Origin of the sequence: Halorientalis sp. LT38 (assembly GCF_037031225.1) — an archaeon.
Taxonomy (GTDB): Archaea; Halobacteriota; Halobacteria; order Halobacteriales; family Haloarculaceae; genus Halorientalis; species Halorientalis halophila.
In genome coordinates, this window is record NZ_JAYEZN010000001.1 from 2,609,084 (window position 1) to 2,628,271 (window position 19,188).

Sequence of the window (19,188 nt, forward strand, 5' to 3'; positions counted from 1 at the left end):
GCCGGGACGACCCGGACCGGCGGAGGACTGGATCGTCGGCAGAGCTCGGCGCACGAATGACACGACGGTTACACGAACCCGTGAGTTTTTGACGGGTCGTGTCCATCGGTACCGTATGTCTGACAGCGACCCCGAAGTGGCAGGTGCGGAAGCGGCCGACGAGGACTACGTCTTCGACCCGGAGACCACGACGCTCGAACTCTCCGGACGACACGCGGTCTCGAAGTTCGACGTGAAGGACATGGAGAAGATGGATCTGGCGACGGTCGAGACCGAGGAGCGCGACGGCGAGACGGTCGTCACGGAGTGTACGCTCGACGTGACGGTGCTGGCGTCGGTGATCGGCGAACTCGACGTCGTCGAACGCAAGATGGGCGACGACTGGCGGGAGACCAGCTGGAACCCGCGGGTTCGGTTGAAATACCTCGACACCTGAACGCGGCGAATCCGTCTTCGGCGAGGAGAGAACCGGCAAGTGTCGGTCAGTCGCCGGCGGCCTGCGAGAAGTCGTCGGGGCGGGACATGGAGTCCATCTGCTTGCCGTGGAAGGCGTAGGCGGCCTCGAACTTCGCGTCGACGATCTCCCAGACCCGGTCCTGGGTGGCCTGGTCGGTCGCGAAGCGCGCGAGCATCTTCTTCCCGAGGTTGATGTGGTTGCCCTCGTCGATCTTGGCCTTGTGGATGACGTCTTTCGTCCGGGGGTCGACGATGTTCTTCTCCATGATGGCCTTGAACGCCTCGGCCAGCGCCGGTTCGCCGGCGCAGTTCAGCGCCGTGACGATCTCGATCGGCTCGTCCCAGTCGGCGGTCCGTTCGAGCAGGAACAGGTCCTCCTCGGTCGGTTCGTAGTGGATCACGTTCGGATCGCCGCCCAGTTCCTCGACGCGCCGGGAGAACAGCTTCGAGTGTTTGACCTCGTCGCGGATCTGGTCGCCCAGCCCCAGCATGATGTCCATGTTCGCCACGTCGATCTCGTAGGCGCCCTCGTAGAGCATCGACATCACCCGCATCGGCGGGATGACGCCGAGGTAGAACTCGGACCACATGAACCCCTTGAGCATCGGGATCAGGTCGTCGCCGGTGATCGTGTCGTCGGCGTCGAACACCTTCTCCGCGAGTTCCTTCCCGCGGCGGTTGGACTCCGCGATCACTTCCTTGGCGAACTCTTCGCTGTCCATGGGCATGATACGTACCCAACCGCCGGGAGCGCACTTATCGCTTGCGGTGCGTTGGCATACGACGTTGTGGGCGGGGCCGGTCGGTCGCCGCTCACCAGGCGATCAGGACGACCGCACAGACGGCGAAGGCGAAGCCGGCGGCGTCGGTCGCATCGATCGTGTCTCCGAGGAAGAGGATGCCGACCAGGGCGGCCACGACGAAGAACAGCCCCGTGATGGTGGACGCGATGGCGGCGTCCCCGAACTTGAGACCGTAGTAGTAGCTCATGGCGCCGACGCTGAGGAAGGCGCCGCTCCCGAGGGCGTACAGCAGGCCCTCCCGATCGAGGGCCGGCGACCCGGTCGCGAGGACGTACGCGAGGACGATGACCGTCGCCGTGCCGTAGGACAGCACGACCGTTAACTCCGGCGTCATGGCCCGCGTCGCGATCGTCGCGAGCACGGCCCACAGCCCGTACGCGAACATTCCGAGGAGGGAGACCAGCAGCACTGTCGAATTCGTCATGCGATACCCGTTCTGCAACTCGTAGCTGGGAGACTCTTGTGATCTGTCGCGCTCCGGTCGGTCAGTCGAACTGGTCGTCGGCCCACTCGGCCTCGGCCGCCGTGAGCGCGCCCGATTCGACCCACTCCTCGAGGTGCGGCACGATGGCGAGGTCGTGTTCCTCGCTCTCTTCGGTGATCTGGACCCACTCCGGGTCGTCGATGAGCTGGAGGTAGTAGAACTCCGTGTAGACGTCGCTCTCGCTGTAGCCGTACCTGATCGCGTCGACCCGGCTGCGGACGATGACGCTCCGGCCGTAGTGCACGTCGACGAGGATGGGGCGCTGGCCGGCGGGGAGCGTCAACGGCGGCGTCCGGCCCGTCTCGTCGGTCCGCTGGACGAGGTAGGAGTCCTCGTCGAGTCGCTCGATCCCGTGATCCGGCCAGTCGGCGGGTGGTTCGACCGAGAGCGACGACTCCCCGTCGCGGTCCTCGTCTGGTGGCATACTGTCTCGGTCATTGCTAGCAGGGATCTTATGTGTTCTGGGGAGCGCGCTCGCGTTCGGGCCGGTCGGCCGGCTAGTCGCGGGGCTCTGACTGTCGGTAGTTATAAGCGACAGGCTCGACTTGCAGATGGTATGGGTCAGCAAGAACCAGTCGAACGACCGGCGGATACCGGCCGGGACGCGCCGGACGGGCCCGTGGGCGACCGCGAGGTCCGGGTCGACGCCCTGGGGAAGGTCACCGGGGACATGGAGTACACCGCGGACATCCCGTTCGACGACCTGGCGCACGGCCACCTCGTGCGGAGCACCGTCGCGCACGGCTACATCGAGTCGATCGACGCCGCCGACGCGCTCGCCCTCGAGGGCGTGATCGACGTCATCTTCGCCGATCGGATCCCCGGCGAGAAGAAGATCGGATCGATCGTCCCGGACCAGCCCCTCCTCAACGACGAGAAGGTCCGCTACCTGGGCGATCCGGTCGCGCTCGTCGTCGCCGAGGACGAGGGGACCGCGCGGACGGCCGCCGACAAGGTCCAGATCGAGTACGACCGGTTGCCGAAGGCCCTCGACGCCGAGGAAGCGCTCGCCGAGGACGCCGAACCGATCCACGAGTCGGGGAACCTCATCGACGAGTACGGCTACACGCGGGGCGACCCCGAGGCCGCCTTCGACGAGGCCGACGTGGTCGTCGAGGAGTCCTACCAGAGCTCGATGATCGACCACGTCCCCCTCGAACCGGAGGCCTCGACGGCCAGACGCTGCTACGACGACACGGTCGAGGTCTGGGCGAGCACGCAGCACCCCCACGGCGACCGCCAGAGCATCGCCCGGGTCCTCGACATCCCCGAACGGGACATCGAGGTCAACCGCCCGGCGGTCGGCGGCGGGTTCGGCTCGAAACTCGAGCACAACCAGCCCTGCTACGCCGCGGTCGCGGCCTGGGTGACCGAACGGCCCGTCCGGGTCAAGTACAAGCGCGACGACGAGTTCCGCGGGACGGTCAAGCGGAACACGCTCACGCTGGACTACCGGATCGCGGCCGACGAGGACGGGAGCCTGCGGGCGGTCGAGGCCGACGTCACCGTCGACGGCGGTTCGTACGTCTCCTTCTCCAGCGGCGTCGCGGTGCGCTCGCTGGTCCACTGCACCGGCCCCTATCACGTTGACACGGTCGAGGCCAGCGGCCGGGCGGTGTACACGAACAAGCCCTGGGGCGGCGCGATGCGGTCGTTCGACATGTTCCAGACGACCTTCGCCGTCGAGTCCACGCTGGACGTGCTCGCCGAGGAACTCGGGATGGACCCGGGTGACCTCCGCGAGCGCAACGCCTTCGACGGGACCGAACCCGCCGCGACGACCGGCCAGGAGATCGAGGCCGTCGGCCTGCCCGAGACCATCGACGACGTCCGGACCGACCTCGACGACCTGGAGATCGAACAGCCCGACGACCCGGCCAAGCGCCGCGGCGTCGGCCTGGCGTCGATGTGGTACGGCTGCGGCGAGACCGGCCACCACCACCCATCGAGCGCGTTCTGCGAGATCCACTCCGACGGGACCGTCACCGTGCAGTGTGCCGCCGCGGAGATCGGGCAGGGCTCGGACACCGCGCTCACCCAGATCGCGGCGGAGACGCTCGGCCTCGACACCGAGGACGTGAAACTCGTCACCGACAGCACGGTCGCGCCCAACGCCAACGAGACCTCCGCCAGCCGGCAGACGTTCGTCTCCGGCAACGCCGTCCGCCTGGCGGCCGAAGACGCTCTCGAGACGATCCTGGAGACGGCCGCTGGCGCCTTCCGCGAGCAGTTCGACGCGGACGTCTCGGCGTCAGAACTGCGCGCGAAGGGCGGGGAGATCGTCGCCGAGTCCACCGACGAGACGCTCTCCTTCGAGGAAGCCGTCCTCGCGTGTACCAACGAGGGCCAGCTTCTGACCGGGACGGCCTCGTACACGCCCCTCTTCGACTTCGACATCGAGACCTTCGAGGGGGCGCCCTACCCGACCTTCTCCTTCGCCACGCACGGCGCCGTCGTCGTGGTGGACGTCGAGACCGGCGTCGTCGAGGTCGAACGCATCGTCACCTCCCACGACGTCGGGCAGGCGATCAACCCGGCCATGGTCGAGGGCCAGATCGAGGGCGGCGCGGTCATGGGCATGGGCCACACGCTCATGGAGGAAGTCGAGTTCGACTCCCAGGGGCAGATCCTGAACGCCTCGCTCATGGACTACCACATCCCCCAGAGCCGCCAGACGCCGGAGATCGACACGCACCTCGTCGAGTCGGCGGCCGACGACGACGGTCCCTTCGGTGCGAAGGGCGTCGGCGAGTCGGCGCTGATCCCCATCGGCCCGGCCATCGCCAACGCCGTGGCCGACGCCACCGACGCGCGCATCACCGAATTGCCGCTGAACCCCGAGCGCGTCGTCCGGTCGCTCCCCCGGGACCTGATCTACCAGTAGCCCATCTGCTCGGCCCTTTCTCTCGCAGTTCGACGCTGACTGTTTCGTCGCCCGCTGCTCCCGATCACGGACTCGTGACTCACAGGGACGGACGGAAATCGGGAGCAGGCCGCAGAATCGAATCGGCCGCCGGCTACACGTGCTCGACCAGTTCGACCTGGAAGCCGGCGGTGTGGCGCTCTTCGAGGAAGATGATGCGCGTGCCGCCGGCACCGGGCATCGGCTCGTCGCTCTGGAACGTAAAGTCGTCCTCGCGGAGGGCGTCGACGGCCGCGTCCACGTCGGCGACGCGGTAGGCCATGTGCTGGTAGCCGGGGCCGTGGCGTTCGAGGAACGTCTTGACGTTCCCCGGCCCGGTTGGTTCGAGGAACTCCAGGTAGACGCCGTCGAAGTCGAGGAAGACGGCGCGGATGTCGTACTCCGGCAGGTGCTCGTCGATGACCACCTCCTTGCCGAGGCGCTCGTAGAACGCGGTGGCTGCGTCGGCGTCCCAGACGGGGGCCCCGACGTGGTCGATGCCCTGCAACTGGATGTCGTCGCTCATCGGATCGCTCAGTCCAGGTTCTCGCTGGCTTTGCGGATGGTGTCGAACTCGAGGAGGGCCTTCTCCTGGCCGCCGTCGACGTCGATGACGCCGCCGTTGACGAAGCTGGCCTGCTCGGAGGCCAGGAACGTCACGACGTTGGCGACCTCCTGCGGTTCGCAGATGCGACCGAGCGGGATGGAGTTCTCGGCGACCTCCATCGCCTGGTCGAAGGTCAGGCCCTGCTCGTCGGCCATGATCTCGACGAGGTAGTCCCAGCGGCCGGTCGCGACCGGGCCGGGGTTGACGGCGTTGACGCGGACGCCCTCGCGGCCGTACTGCTTGGCCAGCGCCTCGGTCATGTTGATGTCGCCGGCGTTGGCCGCGCCGGGCGCCAGCTCGCCGGGGCTGGGTTTGGTCCCGTCGTTGCCGACCAGGTTGACCAGCACGCCCTCGCTCTCGACGAGGTGGGGCATCGCCTCGGTCGCCCCGCGGACGTGACCCATCAGCTTCAGGTCCAGCGCCTTGTACCAGTCGTCCTCGTCGAGATTTTCGAGGAGGCCACCTGGCGCGCTGCCGGCGTTGTTGACGAAGATGTCGATCTCGCCGTAGTTGTCGACCACGGCGTCGACGAACGCCGCCACGTCGTCGCGGTCGGTGAAGTCGGCCGTCTTCGCGTAACACTCGACGCCGTGTTCGGCCTCGATCTCCTCGGCGGCTTCCTCCAGTTCGTCCGCGCTGCGCGCGCAGATCGCCAGGTCGGCCCCTTCGCTCGCGAGCGTGTTCGCGATCGCGTTCCCGATACCCTTGCTCCCGCCCGTAACGACTGCAACTTTGCCAGTAATGCCTAGGTCCATTGTGCTACCTCTACCGTGCAAACACGCTAGTACTACAAAAATGTATGGTATAATTCCGGATTCTGGAGAAAACTGAGTGGCTCCAGACGCGTCTACGAGGGCCGGAAACGGCTGTTCGGCCGCTTCAGTGACGACGTGCTGTCACGTCTCGGGCGGGTCCGTGGGGCTACCTAGTCGTCGCTCGGTGCCGCGTCGGCGTCGGGGTCGAGCGAGGTGTCTTCGAGCCGGTCTGCGGCGCCGAGCACCGCGTCGTAGATCTTGGCGTAGCCGGTACAGCGACAGAGGTTGCCCTTGATGCCGTGCTGGATCTCCTCGCGGGTGGGGTCCGGGTTCTCCTCCAGCAGTGCCACTGACATCATCGCGATGCCGGGGGTGCAGTAGCCACACTGCATTCCGAACTCGTCGACGAACCCCTGCTGGACGGGGTGGAGCTCGTCGCCCTCGGCGGCCCGGTCGGCGAGTCCCTCGATGGTCAGCACGTCCCCGCCTTCGGTCTGGCCGGCGAGGCGCTGGCAGGACTTCGTCGCCTTCCCGTCCACTATTACTGTGCAGGCGCCGCACTTGCCGGTCTCGCAGCCGCGTTTCGTCCCCTTGAGCTCGAGTTCCTCGCGCAGGAGCTTCGAGAGCGGGACGGTCGGGTCGACCTCGACTTCCTTCTCCTCGCCGTTGACGGTGAGCGTGACGGTCATGCGCTTCCCTCCGTGGCCCGCTCGGCGGCGGTCCGCAACGTCTTCTCGGTCAGGCGCTCCGCGAGGCGATTCTTGTACTCGACGGAGGCGTGCTCTTCGCCCACGGGCTCGGTGAACTCGTCGACGTGTTCGGCGACGGCGCGCTGGCGGTCGGCGTCGTCGACCGAGGATCCCACGAGCGCCGCCTCCATCTTCTCCATCCGGAGGGGCGTCGGACCCATGCAGCCGACGACGATGCGGGCCTCGGTGATCTCAGAGCCGTCGACGGTCAGCCGCGCGGCGACGTTGACCAGCGACATGTCGCCTTTGCGCCAGGCGAACTTCTCGAAGGCGACGCCGGTCCCCTCGGGCGGGCGGGGGATCCGGACGCCGGTGACCAGCTGGTCCGGGTCGAGTACGGTGACGTACTCGCCGATATAGAACTCCTCGAGGGGGACGTACTCGGTTGACTCCCCGTTCGAGCACTCGACCTCGGCGTCCATCGCGATCATCGTCGGCGGGTAATCGAGCGACGGGTCGGCGTGGGCGATCGAGCCGCCGATGGTCCCCCAGTTGCGGACCTGCCGATCGCCGATCTCCTTCGCGGTCTCGATGAGCGTGCTCCAGGGAGTCTCGCCCAGGTCGCTCTCGATCAGTTCCCGGTGGGTCGCGAGGCCGCCGAGGTAGAGTTCGTCGCCGTCGGGGTCGACCTCGTCGTGGCCCTCGATCGCGGAGACGTCGACGATGGCCTCCTTGTCGATTACGCCCTGCCGGATGAGCGGCATCAGGCTCTGCCCGCCAGCGATGACGGCGGCGTCGTGCTCGCGGAGGAGGGCGGCGGCCTCCGCGAACGAGCCCGCTCTGTAAAACTCGCTGTCGTTGCGCTGCTCTGTCGCCATGATGCAAACGTATTCCCAGCCACGCGTTATAAATGTATGTGCTGTGGTGGACCGACTCTCGCCATCAGTTCACCGCGGGCAGGGAGACGATCCACAGCGTGACCACGGTGTACCCGATCATGCACAGCGCCAGCGGCGCGTGACCGCGTCCCGCCGCGCCCGCGTCGCCGTAGCGCCGGCGCGTCACGCGGTGGGCGGCGACGACGGACACCACGTGCCCGACGGTGATCAGTACGACCTGGCTCGCCCAGAACGCGGGCAGCGGGAGCCAGCCCAGCGGGTCGGCGCCGACCGCGGCGACCGGGAGCGCGGAGAAGACGAGCCGCGTCGCGTTCCAGACGAGCCCGGGGTAGCTGTGTGCGATCTCGTAGCTGACGGCAATCGGGAGCAGGGCCGGAGCGAACGCGAGCACCGAGCCACCGAGCCGGCCGTCCGATCCGGCCAGGCGGTCGGACGCGCCGGCGACGAGGACCAGGCCGCCGAGAAACGCCGCGAGGCCGGCGAAGTAGGTCGCGAACTCGACCCCGGGGCCGATCCCGAACGTCACGCCGACCCACGCGAGCAGGTACTGGTACTCGATCGTCGCCGAGAGCCCGTCGAGGCTGACGGCGTAGATCGCCGCGACCACGAGCGCGGCCGCGGCCAGATCCGACACCGGAGCGGTGGCGCCCCGCCACGGCGGCCGGACGATCACCCGATAGGCCCCGGCGCCGTCTGTCCTGGCCCCCGTCGCGGACGGCGCGGAGCTCCCGCGGTCGTCCTGGGCGGCCGTGTGCGCACCACCGCGGATCACGCGTATCGGTGCGACCCGTCCGAACAGCCGGTAGAAGACGGCGAAACAGTCCGCCTGTCGGAACCACGTGGGCCCGAAGGCGACCCCGCCGAGCAGCATCACCAGCCAGTACCCGCCCACGAGGGCGGCCGTCGCGCGCGGGTCCGCGGGGACGGACGTCAGGTTCTCCGCGACGCCGACGATCGCCACGAATCCGGCGACCGCCGGCCAGGAGCCCAGGCGTTCGGGATAGGCGTCCCGGCCGAGCGTATCGGGGGCGATCCGGACCAGGCCGTCGTAGACGGTCTCCCAGGGAGACAGCACGCGCCAGGGGTCGCCCACCAGCGCGGCCAGCACGGCGACGCCCTTGAGCCAGAGGGCCCAGAAGAGGACCGTCCCGACGTTCACGTCCGGGTCCGTCGGCCCGAAGACGCCGCCGACGACGACCAGCGCGGCACACGCGAGGAAGCCGAGCCGAGCGACGGCGCCGAGGACGGTGCCGACCCGTTCGTGGATCCGCCCGACGACCGTCTCCCCGACCGTTCCCACGCGGTCGCCGGCGACGCCGAGGACGACGGCTGTCGCCCCGACCGCTGCCGCGGCCCCGGCGTACAGCAGCGAGAGCGGGAGGGGTGCGTCGAACCGGTCGTCCGGGGGCTCGTGCGCGGCGACGGTTCCCGGCACGAGCGCGACCAGCGCGACCAGCGCGATGACGGCTGCGGTGGTGTGACGCCCCATCGATGCGCTCCGTTTCGCGTCGACCGGTATCAGTGTTCCTGCGTCCCGAAGGCCGGCGTCTCGATCGGCGAGACGAAAATATATATGCGGTACCTCGCAATAGACGTATGGCATGAGTAAGCACGAAGCCGTCTCCGAGGAGACGGTCGACCGGGAACCCGACGAGGAGACAGACGTCGTCGGGTCGTCCGAGGAGCGCCTCGACGCCGTGAGCAAGATCATCGGCGAGGCCGAGTACACGTACGACATCGAGAAGCCCCGGATGTTGCACGTCGAACTCGTCCACAGCCAGCACGCACACGCGGAGATCCTCGACGTCGACACCAGCGCCGCCGAAGCGATGTCCGGGGTCGCGGCGGTGATCACCGGCGAGGACGTCCCGGACAATCGCTTTGGCTCCGGGATCGACGACGAGTACATCCTCCCCAAGAACAAGGTCCGGTTCGTCGGCGAACCGGTCGCCGCCGTCGCCGCCGAGACCGAGGAGATCGCCCGCGAGGCCACCGAGGCCGTCGAGGTCGAGTACGAACCCCTCGAGGCGGTCTTCGACACGCAGGAGGCGCTCAAGGAGGACCCGCCCGCGGTCGTCCACGACGACCTCCACGACTACGACACGAGCGACGTGCTCGAACCGCGACTGGATCCCGACCGGCCGAACCTCTACGCCAACCACCGCATCCGGACCGGCGACATCGAGGCCGGATTCGAGGAGGCCGACCACGTCTACGAGGGCTCGTTCGACACGGACATGATGCACCACGTCCAGATGGAGCCCCACGTCAGCGTCGCCAAGTGGACGCCCGAGGACGAACTCAAGGTGTGGACCTCCACGAACACGACCTACCGCGTGAAGAACATGCTCGCGGCGGCCTTCGACGTGCCCTCCTCCTCGGTCAACCTCGAAGTGCCCTTCGTCGGCGGTAGCTTCGGCGGGAAGGAAGGCGTCACCGAACCGCTCGCGGCCGCGGTCGCCCAGCACACCGACCACCGACCGGTCAAACTGGCCTTCACGCGCCAGAACCAGTTCATCGAGGGGACCTACCGGACGCCCTTCGAGACGGAGCTGAAGATCGGCGTCACGGACGACCAGGAGATCACCGGCCTGCAGGTCAAGACCTACCTCGGCGGCGGAGCCTACGCCGGCACTGGCTTCCTGGTCACCCGCAACTGCGGCTTCGCGGCCGTCGGCACCTACGACATCCCGAATCTGAAGTTCGACTCCTACGGCGTCTACACCAACCTCCCCATCGCCGGCTCCTTCCGGGGCTTCGGCAACTCACAGCTCATCTTCGCCATCGAGTCGCTGATCGAGGACGCCGTAATGGACCAGGGCTGGGACCCCATCGCCTTCCGCGAAAAGAACACGATGGAGGAGGGCGACGAGAACCCGGCCGGCGAGGTGATGAAGAGCATGGGGGCAAAGGAGTGTCTCGACCGCGCCGCCACGGCCATCGACATGGACGAACGCGACCGGGCCGCCGAGGACGACGAGTGGCTCCGCGGCGTCGGCCTCGCGCAGGGGAGCAAGTACAGCATGGCGCCCACCGCGTCCAGCGCGTTCGTGAAGGTCCACGGCGACGGCAAGATCGAGGTCCGGACCACGGCCGAGGAGATCGGCACCGGGTCGATGACCGTCCTCGCCCAGATCGCCGCCGAGGAGTTCGGCGTCGACCTCGACGACGTGCGCGTCCTCCGCGGGGACACCGAGGTCACGCCCTACGACGACGGGTCGATCTCCAGCCGACTCACCTTCAACACGGGCAACGCCGTCCGGAAGGCCTGCCACGACGCCAAGGAACAGCTCTACCAGCACGCCGCCGCGAAGTTCGACGTCGAACCGGAGGACCTCGCGACCGAGGGCGGCGAAGTGTACGTCCAGGGCGAGACCGACGAGGACGAGCGGATGCCCTTCGCGGACCTGTTCGAGCCGACCGTCTTCGCCGGCGGCGGGTTCCTGAAGGAGGGCGGCGAGATCCTGGGGAAGGCCACCTGGCACTCCCCGGTGAAGAACGTCGACCCGGAGACGGGACGGGGCGACCGCCTGACGGCCTTCTACACCCACGGCGCGCAGGCGTGTGACCTGGAGATCAACAGGTACACCGGCGAGGTCCGGTTCAACAAGTTCGTCTCCGTCTACGACGTCGGCAACGCGATCAACCCGAAGATGGTCGAAGGCCAGCTCGAGGGCGGCATCAGCATGGGGATCGGCTCCACGCTGTACGAGGCGCTGACCCACGACAACGGCCGCATCGACAACGCGAACCTGCTCGACTACAAGGTGCCCTTCTCGACCGAACACCCGCTGAACATCGAGACGCAGATCGTCGAGTCCGCACACGAAGACGGGCCCTACGGAGCCAAAGGGGTCGGCGAAGCGGTCCTGATCCCGAGCGCTGCGGCCATCGGGAACGCCATCAAGGACGCGACCGGCGGGCGACTGGGGAAGATTCCGTTCACGCCCGAGATGTTGCTCGGAGCGGTGGAAAACGGATCGGATTGCGCGCCGAAGTAAGGTCGTTCTCGATCGCCGCTGACGGATTCGCTGCTACGTCTCGCCGCCGTCTCGTTCTCCGGAACGGTCGATGCCTGTCGCCTGGGTCGCGTCTGTCGGGTGGTAGCGATCAGCCGAGGAGACCGCCGGACTCCTCGGTCTCGACTTCGCCGAGTTCTCCCTTGACGTTCTCGATGGTCTTGTTGATCTGGCGCTGGCCGACGCTCTTGACGATCCGGCTGCCCATGTTCATGATGCGGCCGGTCACGTCGACCCGTGCCTCCCAGTCGAGGTCGGTCACGTCGGCGTCCTCTCCTTCGGACAGGTCGACGGCGACGGTCGCCTCCATGCGGCTGTCGCCGTCCTTGGCGTTCCCCGTGAGCTTGAACTCGAGGTACTCCTCTTCGACCTCCTCGATGATCTCCGCGTTCACGTCGAAGGTCACCGAGATGTGCGACACCGAGACGCCGATCTCGGCGGTGTAGTGTGTGTCGTCGATGACCTCGATGTTCTGACAGTTGGGGATGACGGTCCCGAGTTGCTCGGGGTCCTGCAGGAAGGCCCACGTCTCCGACAGAGTGCTCGCGACGCTGAATTCTCCTTCAAATTCCATGCAGGTGTCTACACACGAACGACCGACTTAATTCTTCTCCCGGCCGCGCCCCCCCCGAGCGGGGTCCACCGCTAACATATACGGAATTTAGCAAAAACACACGTCCTCAGGGTGTTGGAAAGTGTCGAAGCCCTTAGCAGAACGCCGCCCGGATCACAGCGAATCGAGGTCTGGGAGTAATTCCGCTCTGATGTCGTTTAGGTGTTTCGTCGTGTTCCGGACGTTGGTAACCGTTGACGGGGAGACCTCGGCGGAGAGGGTGTCCGGGTCGGCGTCGAGGGTCCCGCGCTCCTCGCCGCTGGGGTCGATCACGGTCGAGGCGCCGAAGTGGGTCTGGCCCCCCTCGGTGCCGGCGCGGTTGACGCCGACGACGTAGACGGAGTTCGAGACGGCGATGCCGGTGAGTTCCTTCACCCAGACGGCGTCGCGGTTCTCCTCGCCGAAGCTACAGGTGGGCACGAAGACCACGTCGGCGCCGCGGAGCGCCTGGACGCGGGCGATCTCCGGGAAGTGTCGGTCGAAGCAGATCATCACCCCGATCGTCAGCCCGCCGACGTCGAACACCGGCGCGCCGAGGTCCCCGGGCGAGAAGTAGTAGGTCTCGTTGTAGCCGGGGCGCTGGAAGGGGTGGAGCTTGCGGTACTTCCCCGCGAGTTCCCCGTCCGAATCGACGATCAGCGCCGTGTTGTAGTAGCGGCCACCGGGGTAGCCCTCCTCGAACACCGGCGCGACGACGGCGGTGTCGAGGTCGGCGGCCGTCTCGCGGATCCGCGCGACGAAGTCGCCGTCGTCGCGGACGGCGAGGTCGAAGTTCTCGGGGTCCTGTTCGGCCGGGAAGTACGGCGTGGCGAAGTACTCGGGGAGGCAGGCCACGTCGGCCTCGGCCGCGGTCTCCGCCAACACGTCCATCGCCCGCTCGAGGTTCTCCTCGGGCGAGTCGTCCGGGCCGGCCTCGAACTGGACGGCGGCGACGTTCGGGCTCATTCGTCGCGGATCACGAAGACCCGGGCCGGCGCCCCGTCGCCGTTGGCCAGTCGCATCGGCACGACGTAGGTGGTGAACTCGTCCGGAAGCCCGTCGCAGTTGACCACGTTCTCGACGATCACCTTGTCGGCCTCGAGCAGCGTGTAGTGGTTCCGGTAGCCCTCGTCGCCGGGGTCGATCGCGGCGTCGGTGATCAGCCCGCGGCCGCCCTGCTCGACGACGTACTCGGCGATCTCCTCGGCGTAGTAGGGGTTGTCGCCGTAGAACGCCTGGGTCCCCTCGTGCTCGTCGCTCCACCCGGTGTGGACGAAGAGGAACTCCCCCTCCTCCAGGGGACCGGGCAGGCGCTCTTCGACCTGTTCGAGCGTGATCTCCGTGTTGGGTTCCGCGACGTCGCGCACGTCGGCGCGTTTCGTGGGGCGGATCGTCTCGGTCAGCTCGATGTCGCCGATCTTCCGGCCGTCGGCGTCGAAGTGGTACGGCGCGTCCATGTGCGTGCCGATGTGGGTCGTGGCCGCCATGAAGTCGCTCTCGTAGTCCGACTCCTCGTGTCGGACGACCCGGCCCTGCCGGAACGTCGGCAGCTTCGGGGGGACGCTCGTGTCCTCGTCGACGCGGATAGATAGGTCTTGGATCTCCATCTTCGACTCGACGTGAACGAGCGAGCTATAAATAGATTCCCACCGGTTTCGATCGCACACAGCAGGGAGCCGGCGCGTACGTGCGGTCAGCCGGGCGGTCGCCCTCGGGACGCGGTTCTGGTCGGACCGTCAGCCGTCGTACTGCTCGGCGGCGTGCTCGACGGCGTCGAAGATCTTCGTGTAGCCGGTACAGCGACAGAGGTTCCCCTTCAGGTACTGCTTCATCTCCTCGCGACTCGGATCGGGGTTCTCCTCGAGCATCGCGACCGAGGAGACGACGAAGCCCGGGGTGCAGTAGCCACACTGCATCCCGAACTCCTCGATGAACCCCTCCTGGACGGGGTGGAGGTCCTCGCCGTCGTCGCTGCGGTCAGCCAGCCCCTCGACGGTCGTGACCGCCTTGCCGTCGGCCTGGTGGGCCGGGATCAGGCAGGACTTGACCGGCGTGCCCTCGACGAGCGTCATACAGGAGCCACATTCGCCGACCTCGCAGGCCTCTTTCGTCCCGGTCAACTCGAGTTCGTTCCGGATGGCGTCCCGGAGCGGGACGCCCGGCTCGACCGAGAACGTCTGTTCCTCGCCGTTCAACTCGATCGTGATGTCGTCGATTGCGCTCATCGTGGTGCCTCCGCGAGTGGGGGCGCGTCCGACCGGCGGAGCGCGGTCGTGATCGCCCGTTTGGTCATGACCCGGAACAGGTGTTTCCGGTACTCGACGTCGTCGCCGACGTCGTCGATCAGTTCGAGGTCGTCGACGATCGCCATGGCGACCTCGTCGACGGTCTCCCGGTCGATCCGGTCGCCGACCAGCAGCGATTCGATCTCGTCGGGAACGCGTTTCGGCACGGGCGCGCCGGCGCAGTAGGCCAGGCGGGCGTCGACGCACGTCTCGCCGTCCTCGGCGTCGGGGACGACCAGCGCGGCGATGCCGGCCGTCGACCAGCCGCCGGGGGCCTCGGTGTCGCTGGCGTACGCGCCGCCGGCCCTCGCGGGCGGGCGCTCGAACTCGATGCCGGTGACGATCTCGTGGGGGGCCAGCTCCGTCAGGTAGTAATCGAGGAAGAACTCGGACAGGTCGTGACGGCGCGTCCCGTCCCCGTCGAAGCTGACGGCCGCGGCGTCGAGACACTGGAGCGCCGGCGGCAGGTCCTGGGCCGGGTCGGCGTGGGAGACGCCGCCGCCGATCGTCCCAGCGTTGCGGACGGGGACGTCGCCGATCGCCTCCACGGCGTCGCGGAGCAGGTCGAGGTCGGCACAGAGCTCCGCGTCCAGCAACTCGGAGTACGTCACGAGCGCGCCGATCTCGACGGTGTCGTCGGACGCCGTCACCTCGTCGAGGTCCGGGACCGCCGTGATGTCGACGAGGGCGTCCGGTGAGATGAGCCCCTGTCGCAGGAGCGGCATCATGCTCTGGCCGCCGGCGACGATCTTCGCCTCGTCGACCTCCTTCAAACGGTCGACCGCGTCTGCGAGCGAACCGGGTTGGTAATACTGCACTTAATCACCCATGCGTTGGAGTCTCAATACTGGAACGTAAATGTACCGGATAGCGAGACTACACCGCACCACAGGCCCGTTCCCGGGGCGTCGGTTCCGTTCGCTGGGGAACCCACGGCCGTCGTCAGAGGCCGCAGGACCCGCGCCGGTCGAACACGGTCCTCCGGTTCCCCATAAAGTATAAATAGACACATGATATCTCTCAGTACAGACCTATGAGTGATTCTCACAACCCCAGCGAGCGGGATAGCGACCGAACTGTGACTCGCCGATCGGCGATGAAGGGCCTCACCGCCGTGGCTGGCGCGGGTACCATCGCTCTCGCGGGCTGTACCAGCGGCGGCGGTGGCGAGAGCGGCGGACCGATCAAGATCGGCCTCCAGGCCGACCTGACCGGCGCGCTGTCGATCTACGGCTTCTGGCACCGGCGCGTGCTCGAAAACTACGTCGACAGCGTCAACGAGGACGGCGGCATCGACGGCCGCGAGGTGGAACTAGCGGTCGAAGACACCGAGACCGACGCGGAGACCGGCGGGCAGGTATTCCGCCGCCTCGTCCAGCAGGAGGGCGTCGACTTCGTCATCGGCTCGCAGTCCTCGGGCGTCTCGATCGCGACGAACCCGCTGGCGAAGCAGATGCAGGTGCCGTACTTCCCGCTGGGGGAGGCCCCCTCGATCACCGGTGAGGACGGTAATCGCTGGGTCGTCCGGAACAACCACAGTACCGAACACGCGGCCGAGATCGCCGTCGAACACGGGATCGAGAGCGGCTCGCAGTGGACGATCATCTACCAGGACTACGCCTTCGGCCAGCAGTACCGGGACGCGGTGACCGCCGCCGTCGAACGGCGCGACGGCGAAGTGCTCGAGTCCATCGGCGTGCCCGTCGGCGAGAGCGACCTGAACTCCTACCTGAACTCGGTCCCCGAGGACACGGAGGTCCTCTTCAACGCGCTGATCGGCGCCTCCTCGCTCGGCTTCCTCCAGCAGAGCGCGGACCTCGGGACGCCCGGCCAGCGGCTGGGTGCCATCGCGTCCATCGAGGGCGTCGACGTCAGCGACACCGGCGAGGGTGCCGAGGGCGCCGAGTACGTGACGATGCTCCCGCGCGACACCAGCGGCGTGGACGTCGACGGGGTCGGGCGACTCCGGGAGATGGCGAACCCGTCGGGCACCGACAACATCTACCTCGGCGGCCACATCAGCGCCTCCTACGAGTCCCTCTCGTGGATCGAAGACGCCGTGACGGAGACCGAGTGGGCCGGCTCGGACGACAACCAGGCGCTCATCGAGTGGTTCGAGGGCGGCCCCTCCGTCGAGGGCAGCGAGCGCTACCCCCAGGGACCGAAGTTCTTCCGCGGGGAGGACCACCAGGCGTTCATGGACATGCACATCGAGCGCATCGAGGGCGGCTCGCTGACCGACGTCAAGCGCGTCGAGGTCGACGAACCGACCTTCGAGGCGCGCGCCGACCTGGCCGGCCAGGAGTTCTGACGCGGGAGATTCGGCCCGAGGACGTGGCCTCGATCACGTAATTTTTCGTTTCTTTCAGGTCCGGACCAGTTAGTTCGCTACGATAAACTCTCGGCGCTTGCGTCAGAAGTTTTATTGTAGGTGGCGCTGTCTTTGTGATGAAGGCACATACCATACCAAGGATCGTGTCTAATTCCGACAGAAGGAAAACGAACATGAAGGAATCTCGAAAATACGTAAACAGGCGTAGCGTTCTCGGGTCGATCGGCGCGGGCAGCGCCGTGGGACTGGCTGGCTGTCTCGGCGGCGGTGGTGGCGGCGGCAGCGAAGACGCGATCACGGTCGGCCTGCAGGCCGACCTCACGGGACCGCTCTCGACGTACGGGTTCTGGTTTCGGCGCGTGCTGGAAGCGTACGTAGACGAGATCAACGAGGACGGCGGCATCGACGGCCGCGAGGTCGAACTGGCCATCGAGGACACCGAGACAAACGCGGAGACCGGTGGGCAGGTGTTCCGCCGACTCGCCCAGCAGGAAGACGTCGACTTCGTCATCGGCTCCTTTTCCTCGGGGGTCAACATCGCCACGATCCCGCTGGCCAAGCAGATGCAGGTGCCGTACTTCCCGGCCGGGTCTGCGCCGTCGACCACCGGCGAGGACGGCAACCGCTGGACGATCCGGACCGCACACGACATCACCCAGAACGCGGCCCTGGGCGTCGAGTGGGGGCTCGAGAACCTAGGGACGAACTGGACGATCATCTACCAGGACTACGCGTTCGGCCAGCAGTGGCGGGACGCGATTCAGGAGGTCATGGGCGACGAGGGTGAGATCCTGGAGACGATCGGCGTCCCCGTCGGCGAGAGCGACCTCAACTCCTATCTCAACGGGGTCCCCGAGGAGACGGACGTCCTGTTCAACGCGCTGATCCTGCCGTCCTCGATCAGCTTCCTGAAACAGAGCGCGGACCTGAACACCCCGGGCGCCCGCTTCGGCGACATCTCCGGGATCGAGGGCACGGACATCTCGGACATTCAGGACGCGGGGCAGGGCGCCTCCTTCATCACCGGGCTCCCGCCGAATCTGGACTCCGAGGGGAACAACCACCTGCGAGAGCTCGCGGACGTCGATGGCGCGAACGAGGCCCTCGTCCGGCAGTACTGGGTGGCCTACGAGTCGCTCTCCTTCATCCGCGAGGGCATCGAGGCCTCCGGCTGGAAGAGCCAGGAGGACCATCAGGCGTTCATCGAGTGGTTCGAGACCGGCCCGGCGGTCGAAGAGGGGATCGATTACCCCCAGGGTGACAAGTTCATCCGCGGTGAGGACCACCAGGCCTTCATGGACCGGTACATCACGCAGGTTTCGGGCGACGAACTCGAGATCGTCACGGAGATGGAACTGTCGGAGGCGCCGCTGCCCCCGAGGGCGAACCTGGCGGGCCAGGAGTTCTGACCGGCCCGACGCTGGTTGCTGGCACCGATAGAACGAACACGGTCGGCTGCGACCCACCGAACGAATGGTCGAACTTCTCGGTCCCGGTCTGGCAGTCGCGGCCGCACTGGCCCTGGCGATCCAGGTCGGCTGCGTCCGCGTCGGGACGGACAGCGGTCGGTCCAACGACGCGCTGATCGTCGTCCTGCTGGTCAACATCGCCGTTCTGGTCCCGGTCGCGCTCGTCGTCGGCTACCCGGACTATACCCTCCCGAGAAACGCACTGCTCGCGTTCGCCGCGGCCGGACTCGTGGGGACGATGATGGGCCGGGCCTTCGAGTACGCGGGCATCGAGAAGATCGGCGCGAGCCGGTCGGAACCGATCAAGGCCTCCCAGCCGCTCCACGCGGCCGTCCTCGCCGTGCTGGTCCTGGGGGAGACGCTGACGCCGCTGATGGGCGTCGGCACGGTGCTCGTCGTGGTCGGCGTGGCCGTCATCTCCTGGGAGAGCCGCAGTTCCGCGGACGGTCTCGAGTCGATCTCCTGGTCCTATCTCGCGTTACCGCTCGCCTCCGCGTTCCTGTACGGCATCGAGCCCATCTTCGCCAAGGTCGGGCTGGCGACCGGCACCTCGCCGTTCGTCGGGCTGGGCGTCAAGACCGTGGCGGCGACGGTCGCCTTCTACGCGTACCTGCGGTACCGCGGTGCGCTCCCGAAACGAAGCGTCTTCGGGTCGGGGAACACGAAGTGGTACGTCGCGGCCGGCCTCGCCAACACCGCGTTCCTGCTCAGCTACTACGCGGCGCTGGCGGTCGCGCCCGTCGTGCTGGTCCAGCCCGTCCTGCAGACGAGCCCGCTGTTCGTCATCCTCATCTCGTACGTCTTCCTCCAGCGGCTCGAACGCGTCACCTGGAAACTCGTCGTCGCGGCCACCGTGGTCGCGCTCGGTGCGGGCCTGGTCGCGCTGCAGGTCTGAG

At 67.4% G+C, this 19,188-nt stretch carries 19 protein-coding genes; 6 read left to right on the plus strand and 13 right to left on the minus strand.

Features of this window, described 5'->3' with window-relative positions:
- The first annotated feature begins 115 nt into the window (after positions 1-115).
- Positions 116-436 (plus strand): hypothetical protein, encoded by a 321-nt coding sequence (locus tag U5918_RS13420; protein WP_336001864.1) that lies wholly within the window; start codon positions 116-118, stop codon positions 434-436.
- A 46-nt stretch (positions 437-482) separates the two neighbouring features.
- Here the strand turns inward: U5918_RS13420 and U5918_RS13425 are convergent, their stop codons facing one another.
- From U5918_RS13425 to U5918_RS13435, 3 genes are all read right to left on the minus strand, one after another.
- Positions 483-1,184 carry a ferritin-like domain-containing protein gene (locus U5918_RS13425; RefSeq protein ID WP_336001865.1) on the minus strand — a complete coding sequence of 234 codons (702 nt, stop codon included), beginning with the start codon at positions 1,182-1,184 and terminating at the stop codon, positions 483-485.
- Between the two features lie 85 nt (positions 1,185-1,269).
- Positions 1,270-1,683 (minus strand): EamA family transporter, encoded by a 414-nt coding sequence (locus tag U5918_RS13430; protein WP_336001867.1) that lies wholly within the window; start codon positions 1,681-1,683, stop codon positions 1,270-1,272.
- Positions 1,684-1,744: 61 nt separating this feature from the next.
- Positions 1,745-2,167 carry a hypothetical protein gene (locus U5918_RS13435; protein ID WP_336001868.1) on the minus strand — a complete coding sequence of 141 codons (423 nt, stop codon included), beginning with the start codon at positions 2,165-2,167 and terminating at the stop codon, positions 1,745-1,747.
- 132 nt (positions 2,168-2,299) lie between these two features.
- Between U5918_RS13435 and U5918_RS13440 the strand changes: the two genes are divergently transcribed.
- On the plus strand, positions 2,300-4,627 hold the full coding sequence (locus U5918_RS13440; protein WP_336001869.1) for a xanthine dehydrogenase family protein molybdopterin-binding subunit: 2,328 nt from the start codon (positions 2,300-2,302) through the stop codon (positions 4,625-4,627).
- 133 nt (positions 4,628-4,760) lie between these two features.
- Here the strand turns inward: U5918_RS13440 and U5918_RS13445 are convergent, their stop codons facing one another.
- The 5 genes from U5918_RS13445 to U5918_RS13465 form a co-directional block, all read right to left on the minus strand.
- Positions 4,761-5,171 carry a VOC family protein gene (locus U5918_RS13445; RefSeq protein ID WP_336001871.1) on the minus strand — a complete coding sequence of 137 codons (411 nt, stop codon included), beginning with the start codon at positions 5,169-5,171 and terminating at the stop codon, positions 4,761-4,763.
- Positions 5,172-5,179: 8 nt separating this feature from the next.
- Entirely contained in the window at positions 5,180-6,007 is an 828-nt protein-coding gene (locus U5918_RS13450; RefSeq protein WP_336001872.1) for an SDR family oxidoreductase, read from the minus strand.
- Between the two features lie 170 nt (positions 6,008-6,177).
- Positions 6,178-6,696 (minus strand): (2Fe-2S)-binding protein, encoded by a 519-nt coding sequence (locus U5918_RS13455; RefSeq protein WP_336001873.1) that lies wholly within the window; start codon positions 6,694-6,696, stop codon positions 6,178-6,180.
- Entirely contained in the window at positions 6,693-7,574 is an 882-nt protein-coding gene (locus U5918_RS13460; RefSeq protein WP_336001874.1) for an FAD binding domain-containing protein, read from the minus strand. The genes U5918_RS13455 and U5918_RS13460 overlap by 4 nt, the downstream gene beginning before the upstream one ends.
- A 64-nt stretch (positions 7,575-7,638) precedes the next feature.
- Positions 7,639-9,084, minus strand: coding sequence for a hypothetical protein (locus tag U5918_RS13465; protein WP_336001875.1), 1,446 nt, complete (start codon positions 9,082-9,084; stop codon positions 7,639-7,641).
- Between the two features lie 112 nt (positions 9,085-9,196).
- Here U5918_RS13465 and U5918_RS13470 point away from each other — a divergent pair, with 112 nt between their 5' ends.
- On the plus strand, positions 9,197-11,596 hold the full coding sequence (locus tag U5918_RS13470; protein WP_336001877.1) for a xanthine dehydrogenase family protein molybdopterin-binding subunit: 2,400 nt from the start codon (positions 9,197-9,199) through the stop codon (positions 11,594-11,596).
- Between the two features lie 109 nt (positions 11,597-11,705).
- On the opposite strand, the gene U5918_RS13475 is transcribed toward U5918_RS13470, so the two are convergent.
- The 5 genes from U5918_RS13475 to U5918_RS13495 all read right to left on the minus strand — a co-directional run bounded on the left by U5918_RS13475 (position 11,706) and on the right by U5918_RS13495 (position 15,309).
- Positions 11,706-12,188 (minus strand): CoxG family protein, encoded by a 483-nt coding sequence (locus tag U5918_RS13475; RefSeq protein WP_336001878.1) that lies wholly within the window; start codon positions 12,186-12,188, stop codon positions 11,706-11,708.
- A 153-nt stretch (positions 12,189-12,341) separates the two neighbouring features.
- Positions 12,342-13,172, minus strand: coding sequence for a carbon-nitrogen hydrolase family protein (locus U5918_RS13480; protein WP_336001879.1), 831 nt, complete (start codon positions 13,170-13,172; stop codon positions 12,342-12,344).
- Positions 13,169-13,813, minus strand: coding sequence for a cyclase family protein (locus U5918_RS13485; protein WP_336001880.1), 645 nt, complete (start codon positions 13,811-13,813; stop codon positions 13,169-13,171). Before U5918_RS13485 ends, U5918_RS13480 begins: the two co-directional genes overlap by 4 nt.
- A 129-nt stretch (positions 13,814-13,942) precedes the next feature.
- A complete protein-coding gene (locus tag U5918_RS13490) occupies positions 13,943-14,431 on the minus strand; it encodes a (2Fe-2S)-binding protein (protein WP_336001881.1) in 489 nt (162 codons plus the stop codon).
- On the minus strand, positions 14,428-15,309 hold the full coding sequence (locus U5918_RS13495; protein WP_336001883.1) for an FAD binding domain-containing protein: 882 nt from the start codon (positions 15,307-15,309) through the stop codon (positions 14,428-14,430). The genes U5918_RS13490 and U5918_RS13495 overlap by 4 nt, the downstream gene beginning before the upstream one ends.
- Positions 15,310-15,524: 215 nt before the next feature.
- On the opposite strand from U5918_RS13495, the gene U5918_RS13500 reads away from it, so the two are divergent.
- The 3 genes from U5918_RS13500 to U5918_RS13510 all read left to right on the plus strand — a co-directional run bounded on the left by U5918_RS13500 (position 15,525) and on the right by U5918_RS13510 (position 19,187).
- A complete protein-coding gene (locus U5918_RS13500; protein ID WP_336001884.1) occupies positions 15,525-16,802 on the plus strand; it encodes an ABC transporter substrate-binding protein in 1,278 nt (425 codons plus the stop codon).
- A gap of 260 nt (positions 16,803-17,062) precedes the next feature.
- A complete protein-coding gene (locus tag U5918_RS13505) occupies positions 17,063-18,232 on the plus strand; it encodes an ABC transporter substrate-binding protein (protein ID WP_336001885.1) in 1,170 nt (389 codons plus the stop codon).
- Between the two features lie 64 nt (positions 18,233-18,296).
- Positions 18,297-19,187 (plus strand): EamA family transporter, encoded by an 891-nt coding sequence (locus U5918_RS13510; protein WP_336001887.1) that lies wholly within the window; start codon positions 18,297-18,299, stop codon positions 19,185-19,187.
- Position 19,188 lies beyond the last annotated feature (1 nt).

What these genes read in the sequence shown, in the direction of transcription:
- U5918_RS13420 (WP_336001864.1), top strand. Translation starts at nt 116, where the DNA reads ATGTCTGACAGCGACCCCGAAGTGGCAGGTGCGGAAGCGGCCGACGAG.
- U5918_RS13425 (WP_336001865.1), bottom strand. Translation starts at nt 1,184, where the DNA reads ATGCCCATGGACAGCGAAGAGTTCGCCAAGGAAGTGATCGCGGAGTCC.
- U5918_RS13430 (WP_336001867.1), bottom strand. Translation starts at nt 1,683, where the DNA reads ATGACGAATTCGACAGTGCTGCTGGTCTCCCTCCTCGGAATGTTCGCG.
- U5918_RS13435 (WP_336001868.1), bottom strand. Translation starts at nt 2,167, where the DNA reads ATGCCACCAGACGAGGACCGCGACGGGGAGTCGTCGCTCTCGGTCGAA.
- U5918_RS13440 (WP_336001869.1), top strand. Translation starts at nt 2,300, where the DNA reads ATGGGTCAGCAAGAACCAGTCGAACGACCGGCGGATACCGGCCGGGAC.
- U5918_RS13445 (WP_336001871.1), bottom strand. Translation starts at nt 5,171, where the DNA reads ATGAGCGACGACATCCAGTTGCAGGGCATCGACCACGTCGGGGCCCCC.
- U5918_RS13450 (WP_336001872.1), bottom strand. Translation starts at nt 6,007, where the DNA reads ATGGACCTAGGCATTACTGGCAAAGTTGCAGTCGTTACGGGCGGGAGC.
- U5918_RS13455 (WP_336001873.1), bottom strand. Translation starts at nt 6,696, where the DNA reads ATGACCGTCACGCTCACCGTCAACGGCGAGGAGAAGGAAGTCGAGGTC.
- U5918_RS13460 (WP_336001874.1), bottom strand. Translation starts at nt 7,574, where the DNA reads ATGGCGACAGAGCAGCGCAACGACAGCGAGTTTTACAGAGCGGGCTCG.
- U5918_RS13465 (WP_336001875.1), bottom strand. Translation starts at nt 9,084, where the DNA reads ATGGGGCGTCACACCACCGCAGCCGTCATCGCGCTGGTCGCGCTGGTC.
- U5918_RS13470 (WP_336001877.1), top strand. Translation starts at nt 9,197, where the DNA reads ATGAGTAAGCACGAAGCCGTCTCCGAGGAGACGGTCGACCGGGAACCC.
- U5918_RS13475 (WP_336001878.1), bottom strand. Translation starts at nt 12,188, where the DNA reads ATGGAATTTGAAGGAGAATTCAGCGTCGCGAGCACTCTGTCGGAGACG.
- U5918_RS13480 (WP_336001879.1), bottom strand. Translation starts at nt 13,172, where the DNA reads ATGAGCCCGAACGTCGCCGCCGTCCAGTTCGAGGCCGGCCCGGACGAC.
- U5918_RS13485 (WP_336001880.1), bottom strand. Translation starts at nt 13,813, where the DNA reads ATGGAGATCCAAGACCTATCTATCCGCGTCGACGAGGACACGAGCGTC.
- U5918_RS13490 (WP_336001881.1), bottom strand. Translation starts at nt 14,431, where the DNA reads ATGAGCGCAATCGACGACATCACGATCGAGTTGAACGGCGAGGAACAG.
- U5918_RS13500 (WP_336001884.1), top strand. Translation starts at nt 15,525, where the DNA reads ATGAGTGATTCTCACAACCCCAGCGAGCGGGATAGCGACCGAACTGTG.
- U5918_RS13510 (WP_336001887.1), top strand. Translation starts at nt 18,297, where the DNA reads ATGGTCGAACTTCTCGGTCCCGGTCTGGCAGTCGCGGCCGCACTGGCC.